Source organism: Streptomyces iconiensis (assembly GCF_028657195.3).
Lineage (GTDB): Bacteria > Actinomycetota > Actinomycetes > Streptomycetales > Streptomycetaceae > Streptomyces > Streptomyces iconiensis.
The window spans coordinates 80,707-102,022 of sequence record NZ_JANCPR020000009.1; the positions used below are offsets into that span (position 1 = coordinate 80,707).

Here is a 21,316-nt window from a genome sequence, read left to right on the forward strand (position 1 = left end):
CCAGGTTGGCCCCCGTTGTGTAGCGGCCTAGCACGCCGCCCTCTCAAGGCGGTAGCGCCGGTTCGAATCCGGTCGGGGGTACTCGACCACGAAGGTCCCGCACCAGCAGGTGCGGGGCCTTCTTCGTGTGCGCGGCGCGTGCGCGAGCGGAACGGCCGGAAGCGCCAACTGGGCCCGGCCCGAGCAGCGTTCAACCCGTTGCGCTGGGGGAGCAGCCGCGGCCGGCGAGGTGCGCACAGGGTGCGCCCCTGCCCGGCGACGCACAGGGCCGTGCGGCAAGCGTCGCCGGACAGAACCTAGTTGGGCCGCCGGAGCGACTCACTCAGACGGGCCGCCGCGTCCACGATGGCCTGCGCGTGCATGCGGCCGGGGTGGCGGGTCAGGCGCTCGATGGGTCCTGAGACGGACACGGCGGCCACCACGCGGTTGGAGGGGCCGCGTACGGGCGCTGAGACGGAGGCCACGCCCGGCTCCCGCTCACCGATCGACTGGGCCCAGCCCCTGCGCCGTACGCCCGAGAGCGCCGTCGCGGTGAACCGGGCGCCCTGGAGGCCCCGGTGCAGCCGCTCGGGCTCCTCCCAGGCCATCAGGATCTGCGCTGCCGAGCCCGCCTTCATGGGGAGCGTCGAGCCGACGGGAACGGTGTCCCTGAGCCCCGAGAGACGCTCGGCGGCGGCGACACAGATACGCATCTCGCCCTGGCGGCGGTAGAGCTGTGCGCTCTCGCCCGTCACGTCCCGTAGGTGCGTGAGTACGGGGCCGGCCGATGCGAGCAGCCGGTCCTCGCCGGCCGCGGCTGCCAGCTCGCCGAGACGGGGGCCGAGTATGAAGCGCCCCTGCATGTCGCGGCCCACCATGCGGTGGTGCTCAAGCGCCACCGCGAGCCGGTGCGCCGTGGGGCGCGCGAGACCGGTCGCCCCGACCAGCCCGGCGAGGGTGGCCGGTCCTGACTCCAGAGCGCTCAGTACCAGAGCCGCCTTGTCGAGAACGCCGACGCCGCTAGAGTTGTCCATGCGTCGATACTTGCGTCTCAAAGTGTGAAACGCAAGTTCAATTTTCCTCTCGACCCGCCAACCTGTACAGACGGCCACCGCTCCTGGGGGTCCTCCGGCCACAGGCCGGGGGAGGTGGAAATGATCTCGACATGTGGTCGGCGACGTTGCCGGCCGGAGGGAAAGCGATGGGACGGACACTCGCGGAGAAAGTCTGGGACGACCATGTCGTCAGGCGCGCGGAAGGCGAGCCGGACCTTCTCTTCATCGATCTGCACCTGCTCCATGAGGTGACCAGCCCGCAGGCGTTCGACGGGCTCCGCAAGGCGGGACGTGCCGTGCGGCGTACGGACCTCACCATCGCCACCGAGGACCACAACACCCCGACCCTCGACATCGACAAGCCCATCGCGGACCCCGTCTCGCGCACGCAGCTGGAGACGCTGCGCAAGAACTGCGCCGACTTCGGCGTGCGCCTGCACCCGCTGGGCGATGTCGAGCAGGGTGTCGTGCACGTGGTGGGGCCGCAGCTCGGTCTGACGCAGCCGGGGATGACCGTGGTGTGTGGCGACAGCCACACCTCCACGCACGGTGCCTTCGGCGCCCTCGCGTTCGGCATCGGCACCTCACAGGTCGAGCACGTGCTCGCCACGCAGACGCTGACGATGGCCCCGTTCAAGACGATGGCGGTCACCGTCAACGGCGAACTGCCCGAGGACGTGACGGCCAAGGACCTGATTCTCGCCATCATCGCGAAGATCGGCACCGGCGGCGGCCAGGGCTATGTCATCGAGTACCGCGGCGAGGCCATCGAGAAGCTGTCGATGGAGGCGCGGATGACCATCTGCAATATGTCCATCGAGGCGGGCGCGCGCGCCGGGATGATCGCCCCGGACGAGACCACCTTCGCCTATGTGGAGGGGCGCGAGCACGCGCCCAGGGGCGAGGACTGGGACGCGGCCGTCGCGTACTGGAAGACGCTGCGCAGCGACGAGGACGCCGTCTTCGACCACGAGGTCGTCATCGAGGCGACGGAGCTGGCCCCGTTCGTCACCTGGGGCACCAATCCCGGCCAGGGTGTGCCGCTGTCGGCCGACGTTCCCGATCCGGAGTCCTTCTCCGACGAGAGCGCCAGGTTCGCGGCCGAGAAGGCGCTGGAGTACATGGGGCTGAGCGCGGGCCAGCGGCTGCGTGACGTTTCCGTGGACACCGTGTTCGTCGGCTCGTGCACCAACGGCCGTATCGAGGACCTCCGTTCGGCCGCCGCGGTCATCCGGGGCCGCAGCGTCGCCGACGACGTGCGGATGCTCGTCGTCCCCGGTTCGGTACGGGTCTCGCTCCAGGCCGTCGAGGAGGGCCTGGACAAGGTGTTCACCGAGGCGGGCGCTGAGTGGCGGCACGCCGGCTGCTCGATGTGCCTGGGCATGAACCCCGACCAGCTCCAGCCGGGTGAGCGCGCCGCTTCCACCTCGAACCGCAACTTCGAGGGGAGGCAGGGCAAGGGCGGTCGCACCCACCTGGTCTCGCCCCAGGTCGCCGCCGCCACAGCGGTGCTGGGGCATCTGGCCTCGCCCGCCGACCTGTCCGACCCCACCCAGTCAGCAGCACGCACGCCAGCGGGAGTCTGAGAGCGATGGAAGCCTTCACCACACACACGGGCCGGGCCGTACCGCTGCGCCGCAGCAACGTCGACACCGACCAGATCATTCCCGCGCACTGGCTGAAGAAGGTCACACGCGACGGTTTCGAGGACGGCCTCTTCGAGGCGTGGCGCAAGAACCCCGACTTCGTGCTCAACCAGGGCGTCTACACGGGCGCCACCGTCCTGGTGGCCGGCCCCGACTTCGGTACGGGTTCCTCCCGCGAACACGCGGTCTGGGCCCTGCAGAACTACGGTTTCAAGGCCGTCGTCTCCTCCCGCTTCGCCGACATCTTCCGGGGCAACTCGCTGAAGAACGGCCTGCTCACGGTCGTGCTCCCGCAGGAGACCGTGGAGGCTCTGTGGCAGCTCACGGAGGCCGACCCCACGGCTGAGGTGACCGTTGACCTCGTGAGCCGCAGGGTTCTCGCGGCAGGCATCGAGGCGGACTTCGAGCTGGACGAGAACGCACGCTGGCGTCTGCTGGAGGGGCTCGACGACATCAGCCTCACCCTGAAGAACGAGGACGCCATCGCGGATTTCGAGTCGTCGCGCTCGGCCTTCAAGCCCCGCACACTCACCGCCTGAGCCACCTTCAGCAGCACGACCGCGCCCCCGCCGACCGGCGGGGGCGCGGCGCTGTGTGGGGGGTCTGTGCGGGTGCGGTGCGGACGCGCGTGCGTGAATGAATGACGTGAATTAATCTTGAGCGCCGGTTCCTTTCGTACTAAGGAACGGTGTCGCATGCGATCCGTTGGGAAGGGATCCACTGCGACGCGCCAACTAAGGCTGTGACCAGCGGAGTTGGCGCCACCTCCCCCAATACTTCCCCCCGCTGGAAGCGACAACTCACCCCAGATGGCACAATCACCGCATGGAACGCGACGGTCAACTAGAGCTCTACGACCGACTCGCCGCCCGACTGAAGGAAGCGCATTCGCGAGTGCGCTCCCCGCAAGTCCCGGAGAGCGCACGGGTCGCACTGACCCGGAAGCTGCTCGTGGTCACCGCGGCTTCGAAGCACGATCTCGCCGATGCGGAACGGCGTCTGGAGCGTCTGATGGCAGACATCGACGAGGGAAGATTCCCTGCGGGGCAGGGGGACGTGCGTGTTGACGGAACTCCGTGAAGGTCGAGTTCGTTGCGGCACAAGGGTGATTCGCCCGTTTCGTGTTTGATTTGCGGTATATATCTGCCTAACGTGCGAAAAAGCTTGAACAGATTCGTTCCAGCAATGTCTCCGAAGGGGAAGACGTGAACAAGGCGCAGCTCGTCGAAGCAATCCAAGACCAGCTCGGTGGACGTCAGCAGGCCGCGGACGCGGTCGACGTCGTACTCGATGCAATCGTTCGCTCAGTGGTGATGGGGGAGCGTGTTTCGGTCACCGGCTTCGGCTCTTTCGAGAAGGTCGACCGGCCGGCCCGTTACGCCCGCAACCCGCAGACAGGAGAGCGGGTACGGGTCAAGAAGACCTCGGTTCCCCGCTTCCGCGCGGGCGCCGGCTTCAAGGACCTGGTGAGCGGGGCGAAGAAGCTCCCGAAGAACGACGTCGCGGTGAAGAAGGCCCCCAAGGGCAGCCTCTCCGGCGGCACCACCACCAAGAAGGCCGCGGCGAAGAAGGCGACGGCGAAGAAGACAGGGGCGGCGAAGAAGACCACGGCCAAGAAGGCCACCCCGGCGAAGAAGACCACCGCCAAGAAGACCACGGCCAAGAAGACGGCCCCCGCGAAGAAGACCACGGCAAAGAAGACCACAGCCAAGAAGTCCGCCCCGGCGAAGAAGACGGGAACGGCCAAGAAGACCACCGCCAAGAAGGCTCCCGCGCGCAAGAGCACCGCTCAGAAGGCTCCCGCGCGCAAGACGGCGGCGCGCAAGACCACCGCCAAGAAGACCGCCTCCCGCAGGCGATAAGCGAGACGCGGCACAGGCCGCGCGTGGCAGCGCCGGGCCGGGCTCCCTCGGGGGAGCCCGGCCCGCGGCCGTTGTGCGCGCCCTGTGCCCCGCGTCCGGGGCCGCGTTCAGGGCCGCACCGTTCGGCGCCTCACATCGTCTGGAGCGTCACGAACGTGACGCGCCTGGCCTCGCCCTCGCCCTCCGTCTCGATGCGCACCCGCTGTCCGGGGCGCAGCAGCCGCAGATCGCCCGCGTCGAAAGCGGCGGTGTCGAAGGGGAGCGGAGTGCCGTCGTCCAGCAGCACGCTGCCGGAGCGGGACGAGGGATCGTACGTGTACGCCGTGGCCTGCATGGCGCGCAGCCTACCGGCAGCGCAGCCGCCGCAGCGGGGGAGCGCAGGTGCGAACAACCGCGGCAGCCGGGGGAGTGGAGGAGAGCGCGAGGACGCGGCTCCTGAGCGCTTCAACCGCGTACGGGACCGGCCAGCAAGGCCGAGGTGAACGCGCCGAGCCCCAGCTCTCCCGCCGCACGCAGATCGTCCCCCGTATCCACGTCCTGCCGCACGCTCGGCACCCCGGAAATGCCGATCTCCGCGGCGCCCGAAGCGCGGTGGCGCGCGCGTGAAGGGCCGCCGAATGCGGGGAGGAGAGGGTTCTCCGGCAGTGCGGACAACAGCGTCGTACCGATTTCGGCGGCATCGGGGAGAAAAGCGCGGGGAAAGCGGACAGCCGTATTCAGAACGCGCTCCAATTCGGCGGGCCGCAGCGCGGGGAGATCCGCGTTCAGCGCAGCGACGGCCGCCAGCGGGTCCGCGGCACGCACGGTCGCCTCGCCGTGTACGAGCGCCGCGTTGAGGCCCCCGCCCGGCGCGTCGGGGACGGTGCGCGCGCCCAGCGCCGCCAGCTCCTGGGCCGCCAGCTCGTCGTCCGTGACAACCACCACACCGCTCACGGCCGGGCACGCGAGCGCCGCACGCACCGTGTCCTGCGCGAACGCCAGCGCGAGCCCGGGGCGTGTGGTGCCGGTCGCGGCGTCCGCGAGTCTGCTCTTGGCCCGTATCAGAGGCTTCAGCGGCACCACGAGGGTCCACGCCACGGGCGTCACATGTGGCTGCATCGGCCCCATTGTCGCCTGCTGCCGGGCCGCCCCCACGAGGGTGGGGTTACGGTGTGCACGACAGTGGGGGACGGACAGTGTGCTCGACAGAGAGGCACTCCGCAGCGACACTTGTGCGGTTGTCGATTCGCCCCCAGAGGAGATGGTGTCCGGGTGTCCCGCCGTACTGCGTCCACCCCGGTAGCAACCCACGGGCCTTCGGCCGGGAATGCGGACCAAAAGGGGGCGAGCAATGTCGCGGAGTGATGGCAAACCCAGGAAGATCGGCTTCTGGTACCGGCTTGCTGCGGCATTGGCGAAACCGCCGCTGATCCTGCTCTTCAAGCGGGACTGGCGTGGAATGGAGCATATTCCTGACGACGGCGGGTTTATCACGGTCGTCAATCACAACTCGTATCTCGACCCGCTGTCGTACGCGCACTACCAGTACAACACCGGCAGGGTGCCCCGTTTCCTCGCGAAGGTCGGCCTGTTCAAGGGCGGTTTCGTGGGCGCCGTGATGCGCGGTACGGGGCAGATTCCCGTCTACCGCGAGTCCACCGACGCGGTCGGCGCCTTCCGTGCCGCCGTCGAGGCCATCAACAGCGGTGAGTGCGTGGCCTTCTATCCCGAGGGCACGCTCACCCGTGACCCCGAGCAGTGGCCCATGGCGGGCAAGACGGGCGCGGCCCGCGTCGCGCTGCTCACCAGGGCGCCCGTCATCCCCGTCGCCCAGTGGGGCGCCAACCTGGCGATGCCGCCGTACGCCAAGAGCAAGCGGCTGCGGCTCTTCCCCCGTAAGACGCTGACGGTGCAGGCAGGGCCCGCTGTCGACCTGTCGCGCTTCTACGGCTGCGAGCCGACAGCCGACGTGCTGCGCGAGGTCACGGACGTCATGATGGACGCGGTGACCGAGCAGCTCTCGGGCATCAGGGGCGAGCCCGTGCCTGCCGAGCGTTACGACCACCGCAAGGCGGTCGCGCGCAGGCGTGAGCAGCGCAGGCTCAAACAGAAGCGGCCGGACCAGGCGCCGGCAGCGGGCGGGACGGTGGAGCCGGAGGCAGCGGCCATGGAGCCCGAGGCAGTAGAGGGAGAGAAGAACGCGTGAGGAAAGCCGCCGTATTCGGCACCGGCTCCTGGGGCACCGCCTATGCGATGGTGCTCGCCGACGCCGGATGTGAGGTGACCCTGTGGGGGCGCCGGGCCGAAGTCGTCGAGGCGATCAACACCACGCGCCGCAACCCCGACTACCACTCCGGCCTCGAACTGCCCGCGCACGTAAGCGCTACGACCGATCCGGCGGAGGCGGCGCGCGACGCCGAGTTCACCGTTCTCTCCGTCCCCTCGCAGACCCTGCGCGGCAACCTGGAGTCCTGGGCTCCGCTGCTGCACCCCGACACCCTGCTCGTCTCGCTGATGAAGGGCGTCGAACTCGGCACGGCCAAGCGCATGAGCGAGGTCGTCGAGGAGGTCGCCAAGGTCCCGGCCGAGCGGGTCGCCGTCCTGACGGGGCCCAACCTCGCCAAGGAGATCGCCGCACGCCAGCCGGCCGCCGCCGTCGCCGCGTGCTCCGACGAGGAGGCGGCCCGGCGGTTGCAGAGCGCCTCGCACACCCCGTACTTCCGCCCCTACACCAGCACCGACGTCGTCGGCTGCGAGCTGGGCGGCGCGGTCAAGAACGTCATCGCTCTCGCCGTCGGCATCGCGGCCGGCATGGGTCTGGGCGACAACTCCAAGGCGTCCCTGATCACCCGCGGACTCGCCGAAACCACCAGGCTCGGCCTCGCGATGGGCGCCGAGGCGCACACCTTCGCCGGCCTCGCCGGCATGGGCGACCTCGTCGCCACCTGCTCCTCGCCGCTGTCACGGAACAACACGTTCGGCACCAACCTGGGCCGGGGCATGACGCTTGAGGAGACCATCGCGGTCACCCAGCAGACCGCGGAGGGCGTCAAGTCCTGTGAATCCGTGCTCGACCTGGCCCACAGGCACGGCGTCGAGATGCCGATCACCGAGACCGTCGTCGGCATCGTCCACGACGGCAAGCCCCCGCACGTCGCGCTCAAGGAACTGATGGCGCGCAGCGCCAAACCCGAACGGGTCTGACGGTACGGAGACGTCCGTCGTGGCCGCGTCAGGACGACGAGGTAAAGTCCCAGCGATATGAGCAGCCAGAGCCCCCCTCAGAAGCCCCGCGTCGCCGTCGTCTTCGGCGGACGCAGCTCCGAACACGCGATCTCCGTCCTCACGGCCGGCGCCGTGCTGAGCGCCATCGACCGCGACAAGTACGAGGTGCTGCCCATCGGCATCACCACGGAAGGCCGCTGGGCGCTGGCCTCCGACGATCCGGCCCGTATGGCCATCGAGGACCGGAAGCTGCCCAGCGTCGCGGAGCTGTCCGAGTCCGACACGGGCGGGGTGCTGCTGCCGATCGACGCCGGCGCCCGCGAGGTCGTGCACACCGAGCCGGGGCAGGTGCCCAAGGCGCTGGGCGAGGTCGACGTCGTCTTCCCCGTGCTGCACGGCCCGTACGGCGAGGACGGCACGCTCCAGGGGCTGCTGGAGCTGTCCGGGGTGCCGTACGTCGGCGCGGGCGTGCTGGCCTCGGCTGTCGGCATGGACAAGGAGTACATGAAGCGGATCTTCGTCTCCTTCGGGCTGCCCGTCGGCCCGTATGTGACGGTGCGCCCGCGCGAGTGGGAGAACGACCCGGCTGCGGCGCGCAAGAAGATCGTGGACTTCGCGGCCGAGCACGGCTGGCCGGTCTTCGTGAAGCCGTCACGCGCCGGTTCCTCGATGGGGATCACCAAGGTCGGCGACCTGGCCGGGATCGACGAGGCCGTCGAGGAGGCACGGCGCCACGACCCCAAGATCATCGTGGAGTCGCTGCTGACCGGGCGCGAGATCGAGTGCGGGGTGCTGGAGTTCGAGGACGGGCCGCGCGCGAGCGTGCCCGCCGAGATCCCGCCCGTGAGCGCTCACGACTTCTACGACTTCGACGCCAAGTACATCGACTCGGCCTCCGGCATCGTCCCGGCGCCGCTGACGGAGGAGGAGACGGCGCGCGTGCGTGAGCTGGCCGTACGCGCCTTCGACGCGGTCTCCTGCGAGGGGATCGCACGGGCCGACTTCTTCCTCACGGACGACGGCGAGTTCGTCATCAACGAGATCAACACCATGCCGGGCTTCACCCCCATCTCGATGTACCCGCGCATGTGGCAGGAGACGGGCGTCAGCTACGCCGAGCTGGTCGACCGCCTCATCCAGGCGGCACTGCGCCGCCCGACCGGGCTGCGTTAGCCGGCGCAGACGGGGACGGCCGCGCACGGCGCACGGCGCCCGGTGACGGCGCGTCCCCCGTGCGGCGGGGTGGCCCGGATCAGCCGGAGCGCTTGGGCACCGACCGGCGTACGGCGGTCCCCAGATCGGTGAGCGCGTTCACCTCGGGCGCGTAGTCGTCCGGCACGGTCAACTCCACATACGCCGTACGGTCCGTGGTGGTGAAGCGGTAGCCGCCGTCCCGCTTCTCCAGCAGCCAGGAGACCCCGTTCACCTCCGCGGCCTCGGAGGTGGGGTTGTACTCTTCACTGCCGGGCGTGAGCTTCTGAGGGCGCCCGACCCCGCACCGCAGCTCGATGGCCGGGTCGCCCCACACGGCCGTGTACTTCGACTCCGTGGTGCCGCGCGCCTGTCCGTCCACGTGCTTCGGCAGCTCGGTGTGCAGCGTGCGGCACATGTCGGCGGCCTTCCCCGAAGGGCGGGGAACCGCGGGGCCCGCACCGTCGTCCGAGACCGAACAGCCGGCCGTGACCAGGCCGACAAGCCCGAACACGGCGGCGGGCGCGGTCATGAAGGTTCGAGAGGATGCCCGGCGACGAAAGCTCACCGGGCGAGCATACGGGGGCCTAGAGGTGCACTATGGGGCAGGTCAGGGTGCGGGTGATGCCATCCACCTGCTGCACTTTGGCGACCACCATGCGACCGAGGTCGTCCACCGTGTCCGCCTGGGCCCGAACGATCACGTCGTACGGACCTGTGACGTCCTCGGCCTGGATCACGCCGGGGATCTTGGAGACGATCTCTGCGACGGTCGAAGCCTTGCCGACCTCTGTCTGGATCAAGACGTACGCCTGTACCACGGAACCTCCAGGGGGGCTGTGAGGATCATGAGGGGCGAGAAGAGACGCCACCGTACCGCGTCCCCCCACCTGTCGGGAGCCCCGCAGAGCGGCGAGTACGGCGCGTGAGGCGAGCAATGTGAACGAGACGACAACGCATGACGAGCGAAGTGAGCGAAGGGGCACACCCATGCGGGATCTGAACGGCGGCACCGCGCCTGAGTATTCTCCCTCCGGCGCGGAGGCTTCCCACGGCCACGCACCGGGGCGAACCCCGGGCACCGTGGGGGAGTTGGGGGAGTTCGGGCTGATCCGGGAACTGACCTCCCGGCTGACCTCCACCCCCGCCGTACGTGTGGGGCCCGGTGACGACGCGGCCGTGGTCGCGGCCCCCGACCGCCGGGTCGTCGCCAGCACCGACATTCTCATCGAAGGGCGGCATTTCCGCCGCGACTGGTCAACAGCGTACGACGTCGGGCGCAAGGCCGCAGCGCAGAACCTCGCCGACATCGCCGCCATGGGCGCGGTGCCCACCGCCCTCCTCCTCGGCCTCATCGTGCCCGCCGAACTCCCCGCCAACTGGCCGACGGAGCTGATGGACGGCATCCGCGACGAGGCCCAGGTCGCGGCTGCCGCCGTCGTGGGCGGTGACGTGGTGCGCGGCGACAGCATCGCCGTCTCCATCACCGCGCTCGGGGATCTGCGCAACAAGGAGCCCGTGACCCGCGGGGGAGCACGCCCCGGCGACGTCGTCGCCGTCACCGGGTGGCTCGGCTGGTCGGCGGCCGGGCACGCCGTGCTCTCGCGCGGCTTCCGCTCGCCCCGCGCCTTCGTCGAGGCGCACCGCCGCCCCGAACCCCCGTACCACGCCGGCCCGGCCGCCGCGGGGCTCGGCGCCACCGCGATGACCGACGTCAGCGACGGACTCGTCGCCGACCTGGGCCATATCGCGGAGTCCAGCAAGGTCCGTATCGACCTGCGTTCCGCCGCACTCGACATCCCCGCGCAGATGTCCGACATCGGTCAGGCCGTCGGCATCGACCCGCTCCAGTGGGTGCTCACCGGGGGAGAGGACCACGCGATCGTCGCCACCTTCCCCTCCGACCAGAAACTTCCCGCGCGCTGGCGGAAGATCGGCACCGTACTGGCGCCGTCGGCGCTGCCCCAGGTCACGGTGGACGGGGCGCCCTGGGACAAGGCCGGCGGATGGGACCACTTCGGGGACATCGCGGACGAGTGAGTGCCACCGTGCGCGGGTGAGTACCGTCGTGGACATGAACACACCGCCCTCGCACCCGCTGCCCCGCGTACTGACCGTCGCCGGATCCGACTCCGGCGGCGGCGCCGGCATCCAGGCCGACCTCAAGACGATGCTCGCGCTGGGCACCCACGGCATGAGTGTGATCGCGGCGGTCACCGCGCAGAACTCCCTTGGCGTGCAGGGCTATTGGGAACTTCCCGTCGAAGCCGTACGCGCGCAGTACCGCAGCGTCGTCGACGACATCGGCGTGCACGCCGTCAAGACCGGCATGCTCGCCTCGGCCGAGCTCGTGGAGACCGTCGCCGGGCTGCTCGCCGAGACCCCGGCCCCTGTGGTCGTCGACCCGGTCGGCGTCTCCAAGCACGGCGACTCGCTGCTCGCCGCCGAGGCCGTGGAATCCGTACGCACCAAGCTGCTGCCCGTCGCCACCGTCGTCACTCCCAACCTGGACGAGACGGCGCAGCTCACGGGCGTCCAGGTGGAGGGCGAGGGCGACATGCGGGAGGCGGCTGCCGCCGTGCTCGCCCACGGGCCGCGCTGGGCGCTCATCAAGGGCGGCCACCTGCCGGGAGAGGCCGTCGACCTGCTCACGGACGGCACGGAGGAGCACTGGCTGCGCGCGCCCCGCCACGACAACCGGCACACCCACGGCACCGGCTGCACCCTCGCGAGCGCGTTGGCCTCCCACCTCGCCATGGGCATGTCCGTGCCGGACGCCACCCGGGCGGCCAAGGAGTACACCACGGGCGCCATAGCCGCCGGTTTCCCACTGGGCTCGGGACTCGGCCCGGTCGACCACGGCTGGCGCCTCCGCTAGGGCCCTGGCCACCGGAGGGCGCCCGCACGGCCGTACGGGCGCCCTTGGTACGGGCCCGGAGCGTATGGGCGCCCTCGGTACGGGCAGGGGTGTACAGGCGTCCTCGGTACGGGTGCGGAAAGGGTGCGGGCACAGAAAAACCGGCCCGCACGAGGCGGACCGGTTTCCGTTGTTCAGCTGCCAGCTAGGTGGCCGCGCTGCAATACGTCCAGGACGTCAGCGCGTGACCTTGCCGGCCTTGATGCACGAGGTGCAGGCGTTGAGGCGCTTCGGCGTCCCGCCGACCACGGCACGCACGCGCTGGATGTTCGGGTTCCAGCGACGGCGGGTGCGGCGGTGCGAGTGGGAGATGTTGTTGCCGAACTCCGGCCCCTTGCCGCAGACGTCGCAGTTCGCAGCCACGGGTCACTCCAAAGACTTCAGATACACGTACGGTGAATCCCGGCGACGCAAGATCATTGGATGACCGGCAGTGCCAGGGGGGAAATGCTGCCCCATCCAGAACTCGACGTTCGGATCAGGCAACCGGAGCAGCATACAACGGCCGGTCTCGAACAGGGAAACCTGGTCCCCCCACCCCGCCCCCGACCTGGGATTCCGCCCCGTGCGGGACTAGCCTTCCCCCGCACCGCAGCCATCCGGAGGAGGTCCTTCACGTGCCGCACCCGTTCGACGCCCTCGCGGTACGCAGATGGTGCGCCCTCGGGCGCGAGGCGTTGCGCGCGGAGTGCGCGCGGATGGACGCGATCAACGTCTTCCCCGTGGCCGACGGCGACACCGGCACCAACCTGTGCCTCACCTTCGAGGCAGCGGCGGGCGCGGCCCCGTACGCGGAGGCCGAGGGGGCTGCGGGGGCCGCAGGGGCCGAGGAGGCCGCGGTGGACAGGGAGGGCCGCGAGGGCACGCAGGACGGGGAGGGCACGCGAGACGGGGAGCACGCTGGCGCGGGGGCGTTGCGTGCCATGGCACGGGCCGCCCTGCTGGACGCGCGGGGCAACTCGGGCACGATCCTCGCCGAGTACCTGCGCGGCATGGCCCAGGGCCTCGCGGCGCCCGGGGACGCCCCCCTCGCGCGGGCACTGCGGGGCGGTGCCGATGCGGCGTACGCGGCGGTCGCGCACCCCGTGGAGGGCACGATGCTCACCGTCGCCGCAGCGGCTGCCGCAGCCGCCGAGGACGGCCGGGATCCCGTCGCCGCCGCCCGTACCGCGCTGGCCGCCACCCCTGACCAGCTCGCCGCGCTCTCCCGGGCGGGCGTCGTCGACGCGGGCGCCGTGGGCCTCACCGCGCTCCTGGACGCCCTGCGGGCAGCGCTGCGCGGAGACACGGCACACGCGGGCGCCTCCCTGCCCGCAGGGGAGGCACCCGGCGGGGAGGCACCCGAGGGGAAGGCCGTTACGGAGCCCGCGGCGGGGGAGTCCAGGACACGGGAGCCCGCCATAGGGGAGCCGGTTTCCGCGCCCCCGGCCGGGAGGAGCGCGGGGCAGGCGGAAGCGCCCGAAGGCCCCGGCGCCGCCGCCTTCCCTGAGTTCGAGGTGATGTATCTCATCGAGGCGGCGGGCCCGGAGGCCGTCCAGGCGCTCCGCGAGGCACTCGACCCCCTGGGCGACTCCCTCGTCATCGGCGGCGGTGACGGGCTGTGGAGCGTGCACGTCCATGTGGCCGACGCGGGCGCAGCCGTCGAGGCGGGCATCGCCGCGGGCCGCCCGTACCGCATCCGTATCGCGCACCTGCCAGGCAACGGCGCCGCCGAGCCCTGTGCCGGCACCGACGGCGCCGACCGCGCACCGGTACCGGCCCGTGCCGTCGTCGCCGTCGTCCCCGGAGACGGTCTCGCCGGGCTGTGCGGCCAGGCGGGCGCCACCGTGGTGCCGGCCTCCGACGCGGCGAGGGGCGACGTGCTGCTGGCCGCCATGAGCGCCACGGGAGCCGCCGAGGTCGTACTGCTCCCCAACGGCGCCGAGTTCCACCCGGCCGCAGCGCGCGCGGCCGAGGCGGCGCGCGCCAAGGGCGTACGGGCCACCGTCATCCCCACCCGCGCCGCCGTACAGGGCCTCGCGGCGCTCGCCGTGCACGAGCCCGAACGCCACTTCGACGAGGACGTGGTCACCATGACGTCGGCGGCAGGGGCCACGCGCTACGGCGAAGTGGCCGTCGCCGCACGTGAGTCGTGGACCATGGCCGGGATCTGCCAGGCAGGGGACGTACTCGGACTCGTCGAGGGCGATGTCGCCGTCATCGGCGCCGACATCCGGCAGGTCGCCATGGACGTACTCGTCCGCATGCTCGCCGCGGGCGGCGAGATGGTCACCCTGGTCCTCGGCGAAGGGGCGCCCCACGGCCTGACGGACGCACTGGAGGCGTACGTCCGCAGGACCCACCTCGCCGTCGACACCGTCGTCTACGAGGGCCGCCAGCGCTCGGCACCGCTCCTCATCGGCGTCGAGTGAACCTGACCTGGCCTGGCCTGACCTGATCCGACCCGTTCCGACCTGTTCTGATCCGACCCGGCACGGACTCCGGCGCCGAACGGCCGCATACAACGGACCCCGCGTACGAGGCACGAAGCAACGGACCCCGCGTACGAGGCAAAGGGCACGAAGCGAGCCGCGAAGCACAAAGCACGAGGCACAGGGCACAAGGCGCGGTGACCGCGTGCGACGTGTGAGGCCCCGGCTGTCACTCCCTTCCGGCAGGATGGTCCCGTGTCCTCGTCAGAATCCCCGCTTCCCGAACCCCTCCAGGAGCCGCTGAAGGCCCTGCTCGGCGGCAACACCGCGAAGGTGATGGCCGAGCATCTCGGCCTGCGCACGGTCGGCGACCTGCTGCACCACTACCCGCGCAGGTACGCCGAACGCGGCGAGCTGACGCGGCTGGCCGAACTGCCGATGGACGAGCACGTGACCGTCGTCGCGCGGGTCGCCGACGCGCGCGTGCACAAGTTCAACCACGGCAGAGGGCAGCGCCTGGAGGTCACGCTCACCGACGGCAGCGGACGGCTCCAACTGGTCTTCTTCGGCCGGTCCGTCCACTACCACCAGCGCGAACTGCTCCCCGGCAGGCGCGGGATGTTCGCGGGCAAGGTCGGTGTCTTCAACCGCAAGCTCCAGCTCTCCCACCCCGACTACAAGCTGCTGGACGAGGAGAGCGGCGAGGAGACCGTCGAGAAGTTCGCCAACGAGCTGCTGCCGCTCTACCCGGCCTGCAAACAGCTCTCCTCCTGGAGCATCGAGCAGTCCGTCGTCACCGTGCTCGGCGCCCTCCAGGCCACAGGCTGGCGCGGCCTGGCCGACCCGCTCCCCGCCGCGATCAGGCAGGAGCGCGGACTCATCGCGCTCCCCGAGGCGTTCGAGAAGATCCACAGGCCGCGTTCGAAGGCCGACATCGCCGAGGCCCGTGCCCGCCTCAAGTGGGACGAGGCATTCGTCCTCCAGGTCGCGCTGGCCCGCCGCCGCGCCAAGGAGACGGAACTGCCGGCCGTGCCCCGTAAGCCCGTTCCCGACGGGCTGCTGGACACGTTCGACGGGCGGCTCCCGTTCACGCTGACCGACGGGCAGCGCGACGTGAGCCGCGACATCTTCGCCGACCTGGCCACCGAACACCCCATGCACCGCCTCCTGCAGGGCGAGGTCGGCTCGGGCAAGACCCTCGTCGCGCTGCGGGCCATGCTCGCCACCGTCGACGCGGGCGGTCAGGCCGCGATGCTCGCGCCCACCGAGGTGCTGGCCCAGCAGCACCACCGTTCCATCACGGAGATGATGGGCGAGCTGGCCGAGGGCGGCATGCTGGGCGGTGCGGAGCAGGGCACCAAGGTCGTGCTGCTCACAGGTTCCATGAGCACCGCGCAGCGGCGGCAGGCGCTGCTTGACCTGGTGACGGGCGAGGCCGGGATCGTCGTGGGTACGCACGCGCTGATCGAGGACAAGGTCAAGTTCCACGACCTGGGCCTCGTCGTCGTCGACGAGCAGCACCGTTTCGGCGTCGAACAGCGCGACGCGCTCCGCTCCAAGGGCCACTCCCAGGGCGAGAAGCGGACGCCGCACCTGCTGGTGATGACCGCGACACCGATCCCCAGAACCGTCGCCATGACCGTCTTCGGCGACCTGGAGACCTCGGTGCTCGACCAACTCCCGGCCGGACGTTCCCCCATCTCGTCCCATGTGGTGCCCGCCAGGGACAAGCCGCACTTCCTGGCGCGCGCCTGGGAGCGCGTACGGGAGGAGGCAGAGGCGGGGCACCAGGCGTACGTCGTCTGCCCGCGTATCGGTGACGACGAGGAGGAGCAGCCGGGCAAGAAGAAGCCGGCACCGGCCCCCGAGGAGGCCGGTGAGGACAGCGGGGCCGAAGCGGACGAGAAGCGTCCGCCACTGGCCGTCCTGGACATCGCGGCGCAGCTCTCGTCGGGTCCGCTCGCCGGGCTGAAGGTGGAGCCCCTGCACGGGCGTATGCATCCGGACGCGAAGGACGAGGTGATGCGCCGGTTCGCGGCAGGCGAGGTGGACGTGCTCGTGGCGACCACGGTCATCGAGGTCGGCGTCAACGTTCCGAACGCCACCGGCATGGTGATCATGGACGCCGACCGCTTCGGTGTCTCCCAGCTCCACCAGCTGCGCGGCCGTGTCGGCCGTGGCGCTGCCCCCGGGCTGTGCCTGCTCGTGACGGAGATGCCCGAGGCGAACCCGGCGCGCGCCCGCCTGGACGCGGTGGCCGGGACGCAGGACGGGTTCGAGCTGTCCCGTATCGACCTGGAGCAGCGCCGCGAGGGCGACGTGCTCGGCCAGGCCCAGTCCGGGGTGCGCTCCTCGCTCCGGATGCTCACCGTCATCGAGGACGAGGACGTGATCGCCGAGGCAAGGGAGGAGGCGAGCGCACTGATCGCCACCGACCCCGAACTGATGGACCACCCGGAGCTGCGCACAGCCCTGTCCGCGCTGCTGGACGAGGAACGCGAGGAGTACCTGGACAAGGGCTGATCCGGCCGCGTGCGGCGGCTCGCTGTCAGGATCCGCAGCGCTGCGGGCGGGGGCGCAGGGGCGGGCAGGGGCGGTTCAGGACGGTGGGGACATGGCCTCCACCGTCATCGGGTGCGTGGCCAGCGGGGTCACGTCGATCTCCGCGTAGGGCCGCACCGGCAGGCTGTTGAGCGTCTCCTCCAGCGCGTCCGCATCGGGCACGCTCCAGATGCCGATGTTGGCGTGCTTGCCCGGTAGGCGCCAGAAGTGCCGTAGTACGCCCTCATTCATGAGCTGGTGGCCCCGGACGCGCTCCCGTTCGATGAGGTCCTTGCTGTCCTCGGCCGACAGCGTGTAGGCGCGTGAGGTGTCGATACGTACCAGAAAGTCCATTGCTTCTCTCCGTGCTCCGGCGATGCTCCGGGTTGTGGGGCTGCGCGCCGACCGTACATCGATATTCGTCGAACATCGAAGTTCGACTATCCTGGTCCCATGCCCCGCGAACTGCGCCACCCCGATCCCCGCGACGTTCCGCTCGACCGCGTCCTCTCCGCGCTCGGGGACCCGGTGCGGCTGCGCATCATGGCGGTGCTCGCCGACCGTGAGGAGCACCCGCGCGAGGACTTCGAGGTCGGAGTGGGCCCGTCCACCGTGAGCCACCACATGAGAACGCTCCGCGAGGCGGGGCTGACCCGGCACCGGCTGGAGGGCACACGCTGCTTCGTGTCGCTGCGGAAGGAAACACTCCGGCGATACCCCGATGTCCTGGAAGGCGTGCTGCGCACCTGCGCGCAGGAGGCCGTGGCCGCAGGTGGACCGGCGGCCGGGAGCGGTGGCGAGCGCGGCTGACAGCCGGGCACGCACCCGGCCGCCGGTCCAGGAACTCCCGCCTGCGCGGCGGCCGTTCGCACAGCGTGGTACCGCGCGGCGCGCGCATCGGCAGGGTCAGCGGGCAAGTCGGGTTCCGTGAGTTCTCCGGGCCGAGCGGGCATGCCGGGTCCATGGGATCCTCGTTCCCGGGGGTGATGTCCCGTGCGGACGCAGCGAGTACCCGCAGCGCCGCGCCCCGCGTGCGCGGGACCTGCGACGCGCGCCGTGCGACGTCGGCCCCCCGTTCCCCCTGATCCCGTCCCGAAGGGCCCCTTCCCCATGACCCGCGTGATCGCCGGAGCCGCCCGCGGACGGCGACTTGCCGTGCCGCCGGGCAACGGCACCCGCCCCACATCGGACCGGGCCCGCGAGGGGCTCTTCTCCAGCTGGGAGTCCCAGTTGGGCGGCGCCCCAGGCTGGCGGGGACTGCGCGTGCTGGACCTGTACGCGGGCTCGGGAGCCGTCGGCCTCGAAGCACTCTCCCGGGGCGCCGCGCATGTCCTGCTCGTCGAGCCGGAGCCCCGGGCCGTACGGGCCATCAAGGAGAACGTGCGCGCCGTGGGCCTCCAGGGCGCCGAGGTGCGCACGGGCAAGGCGGCACAGACGGTCGCGGGCGAGCCCCCGCAGGAGCCCTTCGGGCTGGTCTTCCTCGACCCCCCGTACGCCGTCTCCGACGATGATCTGCGCGAGATCCTCCTCACACTCCGTGCACAGGGCTGGCTCGCCGACGACGCCCTCGCCACCGTGGAACGAAGCACCAGGGGCGGCGATTTCCGCTGGCCGGAGGGTTTCGAGGGGCTCAGGTCCCGTCGCTACGGCGAGGGAACGCTTTGGTACGGTCGCGCCGCCACGCGGGAGCAGGCTCCCGCGTCATGCTGAGTCCCCACGGGGCCGGACGCCGGACCCGCCGTACGGAGAGCGAGGAAACGCCAGTGCGTCGTGCAGTCTGTCCGGGGTCGTTCGACCCCATCACCAATGGACACCTCGACATCATCGCCCGCGCCTCCAAGCTCTACGACACGGTCCACGTCGCCGTGATGATCAACAAGTCGAAGCAGGGCCTGTTCACGGTCGAGGAGCGCATCGACCTGATCCGCGAGGTCACCGAGAGCTTCGGGAACGTACGCGTCGAGGCGTTCCACGGTCTCCTTGTCGACTTCTGCAAGGAGCGCGACATCCCGGCGATCGTCAAGGGCCTGCGCGCCGTCAGCGACTTCGACTACGAACTCCAGATGGCGCAGATGAACAACGGCCTCTCCGGCGTCGAAACGCTCTTCGTGCCGACCAACCCCACCTACAGCTTCCTCTCCTCCAGCCTGGTCAAGGAGGTCGCCACCTGGGGCGGCGACGTCTCCCACCTGGTGCCGGAGCCGGTGCTCGGCGCGCTGGGCGAACGGCTCACCAAGCCCGCCTGACCGACCCAGGATCGGCCCCGACCAGCCACCTCCGCCAACGACCGCGGCCACCTTCGCCAACGAGTAACGGCCGCGCGCCCACTGGCCGTACAGTCACTTCCGTGGACGTTCAGCAGAAACTCGACGAGATCGTGGCAGCCGTCGACGGCGCGCGCTCGATGCCCATGTCCGCCTCCTGCGTGGTCAACAGGGCCGAGCTGCTCGCCCTGCTCGGCGAGGTACGCGAGGCGCTGCCCGGCTCCCTGGCCCAGGCACGCGAGGTACTCGGCGACCGCGAGCACGTGGTGGCGGAGGCGCGGCAGGAGGCCCAGCGGATCATCGACACCGCACAGGCCGAACGGGGCTCGCTCGTCTCCGGTACCGAGGTGGCCCGCCAGGCGCAGGAGGAGGCCGACCGCATCCTCAACGAGGCACGCGGTGAGGCGGCCGAGATCCGCGCCGAGGCGGACGACTATGTCGACAGCAAGCTCGCCAACTTCGAAGTCGTCCTGAGCAAGACCATCGGCTCCGTCGACCGCGGCCGGGAGAAGCTCCTGGGCAGCGGCCCTGGCGCCGAGGAGTGGAACCAGGAGTTCGCCGAGGACGCCCCCGAGCGCACCGGTGACCCGCACGAGCTGAGGCAGCGCGCCGACCAGTACGTCGAGGCCCGCCTCGGTTCGGTCTCCGCCGTACTGGCCAAGACCCTTGAGGCCGTCGGACGCGGCCGTCTGAAGCTGCGCGGCCACGAGCCGAGCGACGAGCTGGCCGCGCACATGGCGGCGCAGGACGGCGCCGGGAGCTTCGCCGGCCACACCAGCGACGCCGACTTCCTCGCCGGCCTCGCCCACACCGAGCAGCCGCCGCCCGCACCGGCCGCCCCGCAGCCCCCGCCCGCACCGCCGGAGGCCCCCGCGCCCCAGCAGCCCGCGCAGGTGCCGGCGCAGCCCACCTACATGCCCCCGCAGCAGCCGCAGGCCGAGCCGGTCGCCGCATCGGCCGACCCGTACTACGCGCAGCAGCAGGGCTACGTCCAGCAGCACGACCCGTACGCCTACGGCCAGCAGCAGCCGGACCCCTACGGCCAGCAGCCGGACCCCTACGCCTACGCTCAGCAACAGGCCGACCCCTATGGCTACGGTCAGCAACACCAGCAGGCCGAGTACTACCAGCAGCCCCAGCAGCCGCAACCCCAGCAGCCGCAGGTCCAGCCGCTCCACCACGCCCAGCCGCAGCAGTATCAGCAGCAGGCGCAGCAGTACCAGCAGCAGGGGCAGCTCGACGAGACCAGCCTGTTCGACACGAGCATGATCGACCTGGACCAGGTCAGGGAGTTCGAGCGGCGGCACGACCAGGGCGGTCGCTGAGGGCGCGCGGGGCTGGATTGGGTCATCGAGGGGGTGTCCAGTATTCTGTCTCTTCGGCCGCGAGTACGTCGGCGGCCGGCGCCTCACCCGTAGAAAGCAGGAAGCCCTGAAAGCCCCCCTCGACCACCGTGCCCCTCTCGTGTTCGACACGCGTGAGCTGGGGCGGCGTCCTGGTGCGATGAAGCGGCTCTCCCGCGAGGTGGAGTCTCCCGGAAACCTCGGCATCGAGGTCATCGGGGTCCCCGACGGGGCGACCGTCAAGCTCGACCTCCGCATGGAGTCGGTCATGGAAGGTGTGCTTGTCACAGGCACCGCCCGTGCACCGCTCGCCGGGGAGTGCGTAAGGTGTCTGGAGCCGCTTCAGCAAGAAGTCGAAGCGGAGTTCCAGGAGATGTTCTCCTATCCCGACGCCGACGACCGGAGCCGCCACAGTGCGGATACCGGCGACGACGCCGAGGAGGAGGACACGCTCTTCCTTGAGGGAGACCTGTTCGACCTCGAACCCGTGCTGCGGGACGCGGTGGTGCTCGCACTGCCGCTGCAGCCGGTGTGCCAGGACGGCTGTCCCGGTCTGTGCCCCGAGTGCGGGGCCCGGCTGGCAGACGATCCGGACCACAGGCACGAAGAAGCCGTCGACATCCGTTGGGCGGCATTGCAGGAACTCGCCGGGACCATAGGGGACGGCGAGAAGGACAACGCGCCCCGTGCTGACGGGGATGACTCACAGGAGAAGTAGCCGTGGCTGTTCCGAAGCGGAAGATGTCGCGCAGCAACACGCGCCACCGCCGGTCGCAGTGGAAGGCTGCGGTCCCGACCCTGGTGACGTGTGAGCGCTGCCGCGAGCCGAAGCAGCAGCACATCGCGTGCCCGAGCTGCGGCACCTACAACAAGCGCCAGGTCCTAGAGGTCTGATCGGCGGGT

Annotated in this window: 24 protein-coding genes and 1 tRNA gene; 18 read left to right on the forward strand and 7 right to left on the reverse strand. The window is 70.7% G+C overall.

Annotated elements, in window-relative coordinates; genetic code table 11:
* Window positions 1-8 precede the first annotated feature (8 nt).
* A tRNA-Glu gene (locus NMN56_RS11235) sits at window positions 9-81 on the forward strand.
* A 215-nt stretch (window positions 82-296) separates the two neighbouring features.
* Here the strand turns inward: NMN56_RS11235 and ndgR are convergent.
* Entirely contained in the window at window positions 297-1,013 is a 717-nt protein-coding gene (gene ndgR, locus NMN56_RS11240; RefSeq protein ID WP_274044136.1) for an IclR family transcriptional regulator NdgR, read from the reverse strand.
* Between the two features lie 167 nt (window positions 1,014-1,180).
* Between ndgR and leuC the strand changes: the two genes are divergently transcribed.
* The 4 genes from leuC (at window position 1,181) to NMN56_RS11260 (ending at window position 4,542) form a co-directional block, all read left to right on the forward strand.
* Complete coding sequence (leuC, locus tag NMN56_RS11245; RefSeq protein WP_274044135.1) at window positions 1,181-2,620, forward strand: 3-isopropylmalate dehydratase large subunit; 1,440 nt, start codon at window positions 1,181-1,183, stop codon at window positions 2,618-2,620.
* 5 nt (window positions 2,621-2,625) lie between these two features.
* Window positions 2,626-3,219, forward strand: a complete 594-nt coding sequence (gene leuD / locus NMN56_RS11250; protein WP_274044134.1) for a 3-isopropylmalate dehydratase small subunit — start codon at window positions 2,626-2,628, stop codon at window positions 3,217-3,219.
* A gap of 286 nt (window positions 3,220-3,505) precedes the next feature.
* A complete protein-coding gene (locus tag NMN56_RS11255; protein WP_274044133.1) occupies window positions 3,506-3,760 on the forward strand; it encodes an SCO5555 family protein in 255 nt (84 codons plus the stop codon).
* Between the two features lie 125 nt (window positions 3,761-3,885).
* Window positions 3,886-4,542, forward strand: coding sequence for an HU family DNA-binding protein (locus tag NMN56_RS11260; RefSeq protein WP_274044132.1), 657 nt, complete (start codon window positions 3,886-3,888; stop codon window positions 4,540-4,542).
* 130 nt (window positions 4,543-4,672) lie between these two features.
* On the opposite strand, the gene NMN56_RS11265 is transcribed toward NMN56_RS11260, so the two are convergent.
* Both NMN56_RS11265 and cofC read right to left on the reverse strand, forming a co-directional pair.
* Window positions 4,673-4,876 (reverse strand): hypothetical protein, encoded by a 204-nt coding sequence (locus NMN56_RS11265; protein WP_274044131.1) that lies wholly within the window; start codon window positions 4,874-4,876, stop codon window positions 4,673-4,675.
* Window positions 4,877-4,986: 110 nt separating this feature from the next.
* A complete protein-coding gene (gene cofC / locus NMN56_RS11270; protein ID WP_274044257.1) occupies window positions 4,987-5,619 on the reverse strand; it encodes a 2-phospho-L-lactate guanylyltransferase in 633 nt (210 codons plus the stop codon).
* A gap of 253 nt (window positions 5,620-5,872) precedes the next feature.
* Between cofC and NMN56_RS11275 the strand changes: the two genes are divergently transcribed.
* The 3 genes from NMN56_RS11275 to NMN56_RS11285 are packed head-to-tail and all read left to right on the forward strand — an operon-like array spanning window position 5,873 to window position 8,919.
* Entirely contained in the window at window positions 5,873-6,727 is an 855-nt protein-coding gene (locus NMN56_RS11275) for a lysophospholipid acyltransferase family protein (RefSeq protein WP_274044130.1), read from the forward strand.
* Entirely contained in the window at window positions 6,724-7,725 is a 1,002-nt protein-coding gene (locus NMN56_RS11280; protein WP_274044129.1) for an NAD(P)H-dependent glycerol-3-phosphate dehydrogenase, read from the forward strand. The genes NMN56_RS11275 and NMN56_RS11280 overlap by 4 nt, the downstream gene beginning before the upstream one ends.
* A gap of 57 nt (window positions 7,726-7,782) precedes the next feature.
* Window positions 7,783-8,919: a D-alanine--D-alanine ligase family protein gene (locus NMN56_RS11285; RefSeq protein ID WP_274044128.1), complete on the forward strand. Its 1,137-nt coding sequence runs from the start codon at window positions 7,783-7,785 to the stop codon at window positions 8,917-8,919.
* 79 nt (window positions 8,920-8,998) lie between these two features.
* On the opposite strand, the gene NMN56_RS11290 is transcribed toward NMN56_RS11285, so the two are convergent.
* Window positions 8,999-9,469 (reverse strand): DUF3515 domain-containing protein, encoded by a 471-nt coding sequence (locus tag NMN56_RS11290; protein ID WP_274044127.1) that lies wholly within the window; start codon window positions 9,467-9,469, stop codon window positions 8,999-9,001.
* Window positions 9,470-9,524: 55 nt separating this feature from the next.
* Window positions 9,525-9,758 carry an Lrp/AsnC family transcriptional regulator gene (locus tag NMN56_RS11295; RefSeq protein ID WP_274044126.1) on the reverse strand — a complete coding sequence of 78 codons (234 nt, stop codon included), beginning with the start codon at window positions 9,756-9,758 and terminating at the stop codon, window positions 9,525-9,527.
* A gap of 169 nt (window positions 9,759-9,927) precedes the next feature.
* On the opposite strand from NMN56_RS11295, the gene NMN56_RS11300 reads away from it, so the two are divergent.
* Together NMN56_RS11300 and thiD are read left to right on the forward strand one after the other, a co-directional pair.
* Window positions 9,928-10,977: a thiamine-phosphate kinase gene (locus NMN56_RS11300; RefSeq protein ID WP_274044125.1), complete on the forward strand. Its 1,050-nt coding sequence runs from the start codon at window positions 9,928-9,930 to the stop codon at window positions 10,975-10,977.
* 34 nt (window positions 10,978-11,011) lie between these two features.
* Window positions 11,012-11,815, forward strand: a complete 804-nt coding sequence (gene thiD, locus NMN56_RS11305) for a bifunctional hydroxymethylpyrimidine kinase/phosphomethylpyrimidine kinase (protein ID WP_274044124.1) — start codon at window positions 11,012-11,014, stop codon at window positions 11,813-11,815.
* Between the two features lie 216 nt (window positions 11,816-12,031).
* Here thiD and rpmB read toward each other — a convergent pair whose 3' ends face one another.
* Window positions 12,032-12,217: a 50S ribosomal protein L28 gene (gene rpmB, locus NMN56_RS11310; RefSeq protein WP_274044123.1), complete on the reverse strand. Its 186-nt coding sequence runs from the start codon at window positions 12,215-12,217 to the stop codon at window positions 12,032-12,034.
* 254 nt (window positions 12,218-12,471) lie between these two features.
* Between rpmB and NMN56_RS11315 the strand changes: the two genes are divergently transcribed.
* A complete protein-coding gene (locus NMN56_RS11315; RefSeq protein WP_274044122.1) occupies window positions 12,472-14,265 on the forward strand; it encodes a DAK2 domain-containing protein in 1,794 nt (597 codons plus the stop codon).
* A 336-nt stretch (window positions 14,266-14,601) separates the two neighbouring features.
* Window positions 14,602-16,788 carry an ATP-dependent DNA helicase RecG gene (gene recG / locus NMN56_RS11320; protein WP_430542547.1) on the forward strand — a complete coding sequence of 729 codons (2,187 nt, stop codon included), beginning with the start codon at window positions 14,602-14,604 and terminating at the stop codon, window positions 16,786-16,788.
* Between the two features lie 75 nt (window positions 16,789-16,863).
* Here recG and NMN56_RS11325 read toward each other — a convergent pair whose 3' ends face one another.
* The gene (locus NMN56_RS11325) at window positions 16,864-17,160 is read right to left on the reverse strand and encodes a muconolactone Delta-isomerase family protein (protein WP_274044120.1); all 297 of its coding nucleotides are present in this window, start codon (window positions 17,158-17,160) and stop codon (window positions 16,864-16,866) included.
* Window positions 17,161-17,259: 99 nt separating this feature from the next.
* Between NMN56_RS11325 and NMN56_RS11330 the strand changes: the two genes are divergently transcribed.
* From NMN56_RS11330 to rpmF, 6 genes are all read left to right on the forward strand, one after another.
* Window positions 17,260-17,616, forward strand: a complete 357-nt coding sequence (locus tag NMN56_RS11330) for an ArsR/SmtB family transcription factor (protein WP_274044119.1) — start codon at window positions 17,260-17,262, stop codon at window positions 17,614-17,616.
* 300 nt (window positions 17,617-17,916) lie between these two features.
* On the forward strand, window positions 17,917-18,516 hold the full coding sequence (gene rsmD / locus NMN56_RS11335) for a 16S rRNA (guanine(966)-N(2))-methyltransferase RsmD (protein ID WP_274044118.1): 600 nt from the start codon (window positions 17,917-17,919) through the stop codon (window positions 18,514-18,516).
* Between the two features lie 53 nt (window positions 18,517-18,569).
* Entirely contained in the window at window positions 18,570-19,052 is a 483-nt protein-coding gene (gene coaD, locus NMN56_RS11340; protein ID WP_274044117.1) for a pantetheine-phosphate adenylyltransferase, read from the forward strand.
* A 101-nt stretch (window positions 19,053-19,153) separates the two neighbouring features.
* The gene (locus NMN56_RS11345) at window positions 19,154-20,395 is read left to right on the forward strand and encodes a cell division initiation protein (RefSeq protein ID WP_274044116.1); all 1,242 of its coding nucleotides are present in this window, start codon (window positions 19,154-19,156) and stop codon (window positions 20,393-20,395) included.
* 139 nt (window positions 20,396-20,534) lie between these two features.
* A complete protein-coding gene (locus NMN56_RS11350; protein ID WP_280842789.1) occupies window positions 20,535-21,131 on the forward strand; it encodes a YceD family protein in 597 nt (198 codons plus the stop codon).
* Between the two features lie 2 nt (window positions 21,132-21,133).
* Window positions 21,134-21,307 carry a 50S ribosomal protein L32 gene (rpmF, locus tag NMN56_RS11355; RefSeq protein WP_274044114.1) on the forward strand — a complete coding sequence of 58 codons (174 nt, stop codon included), beginning with the start codon at window positions 21,134-21,136 and terminating at the stop codon, window positions 21,305-21,307.
* Window positions 21,308-21,316: the final 9 nt, after the last annotated feature.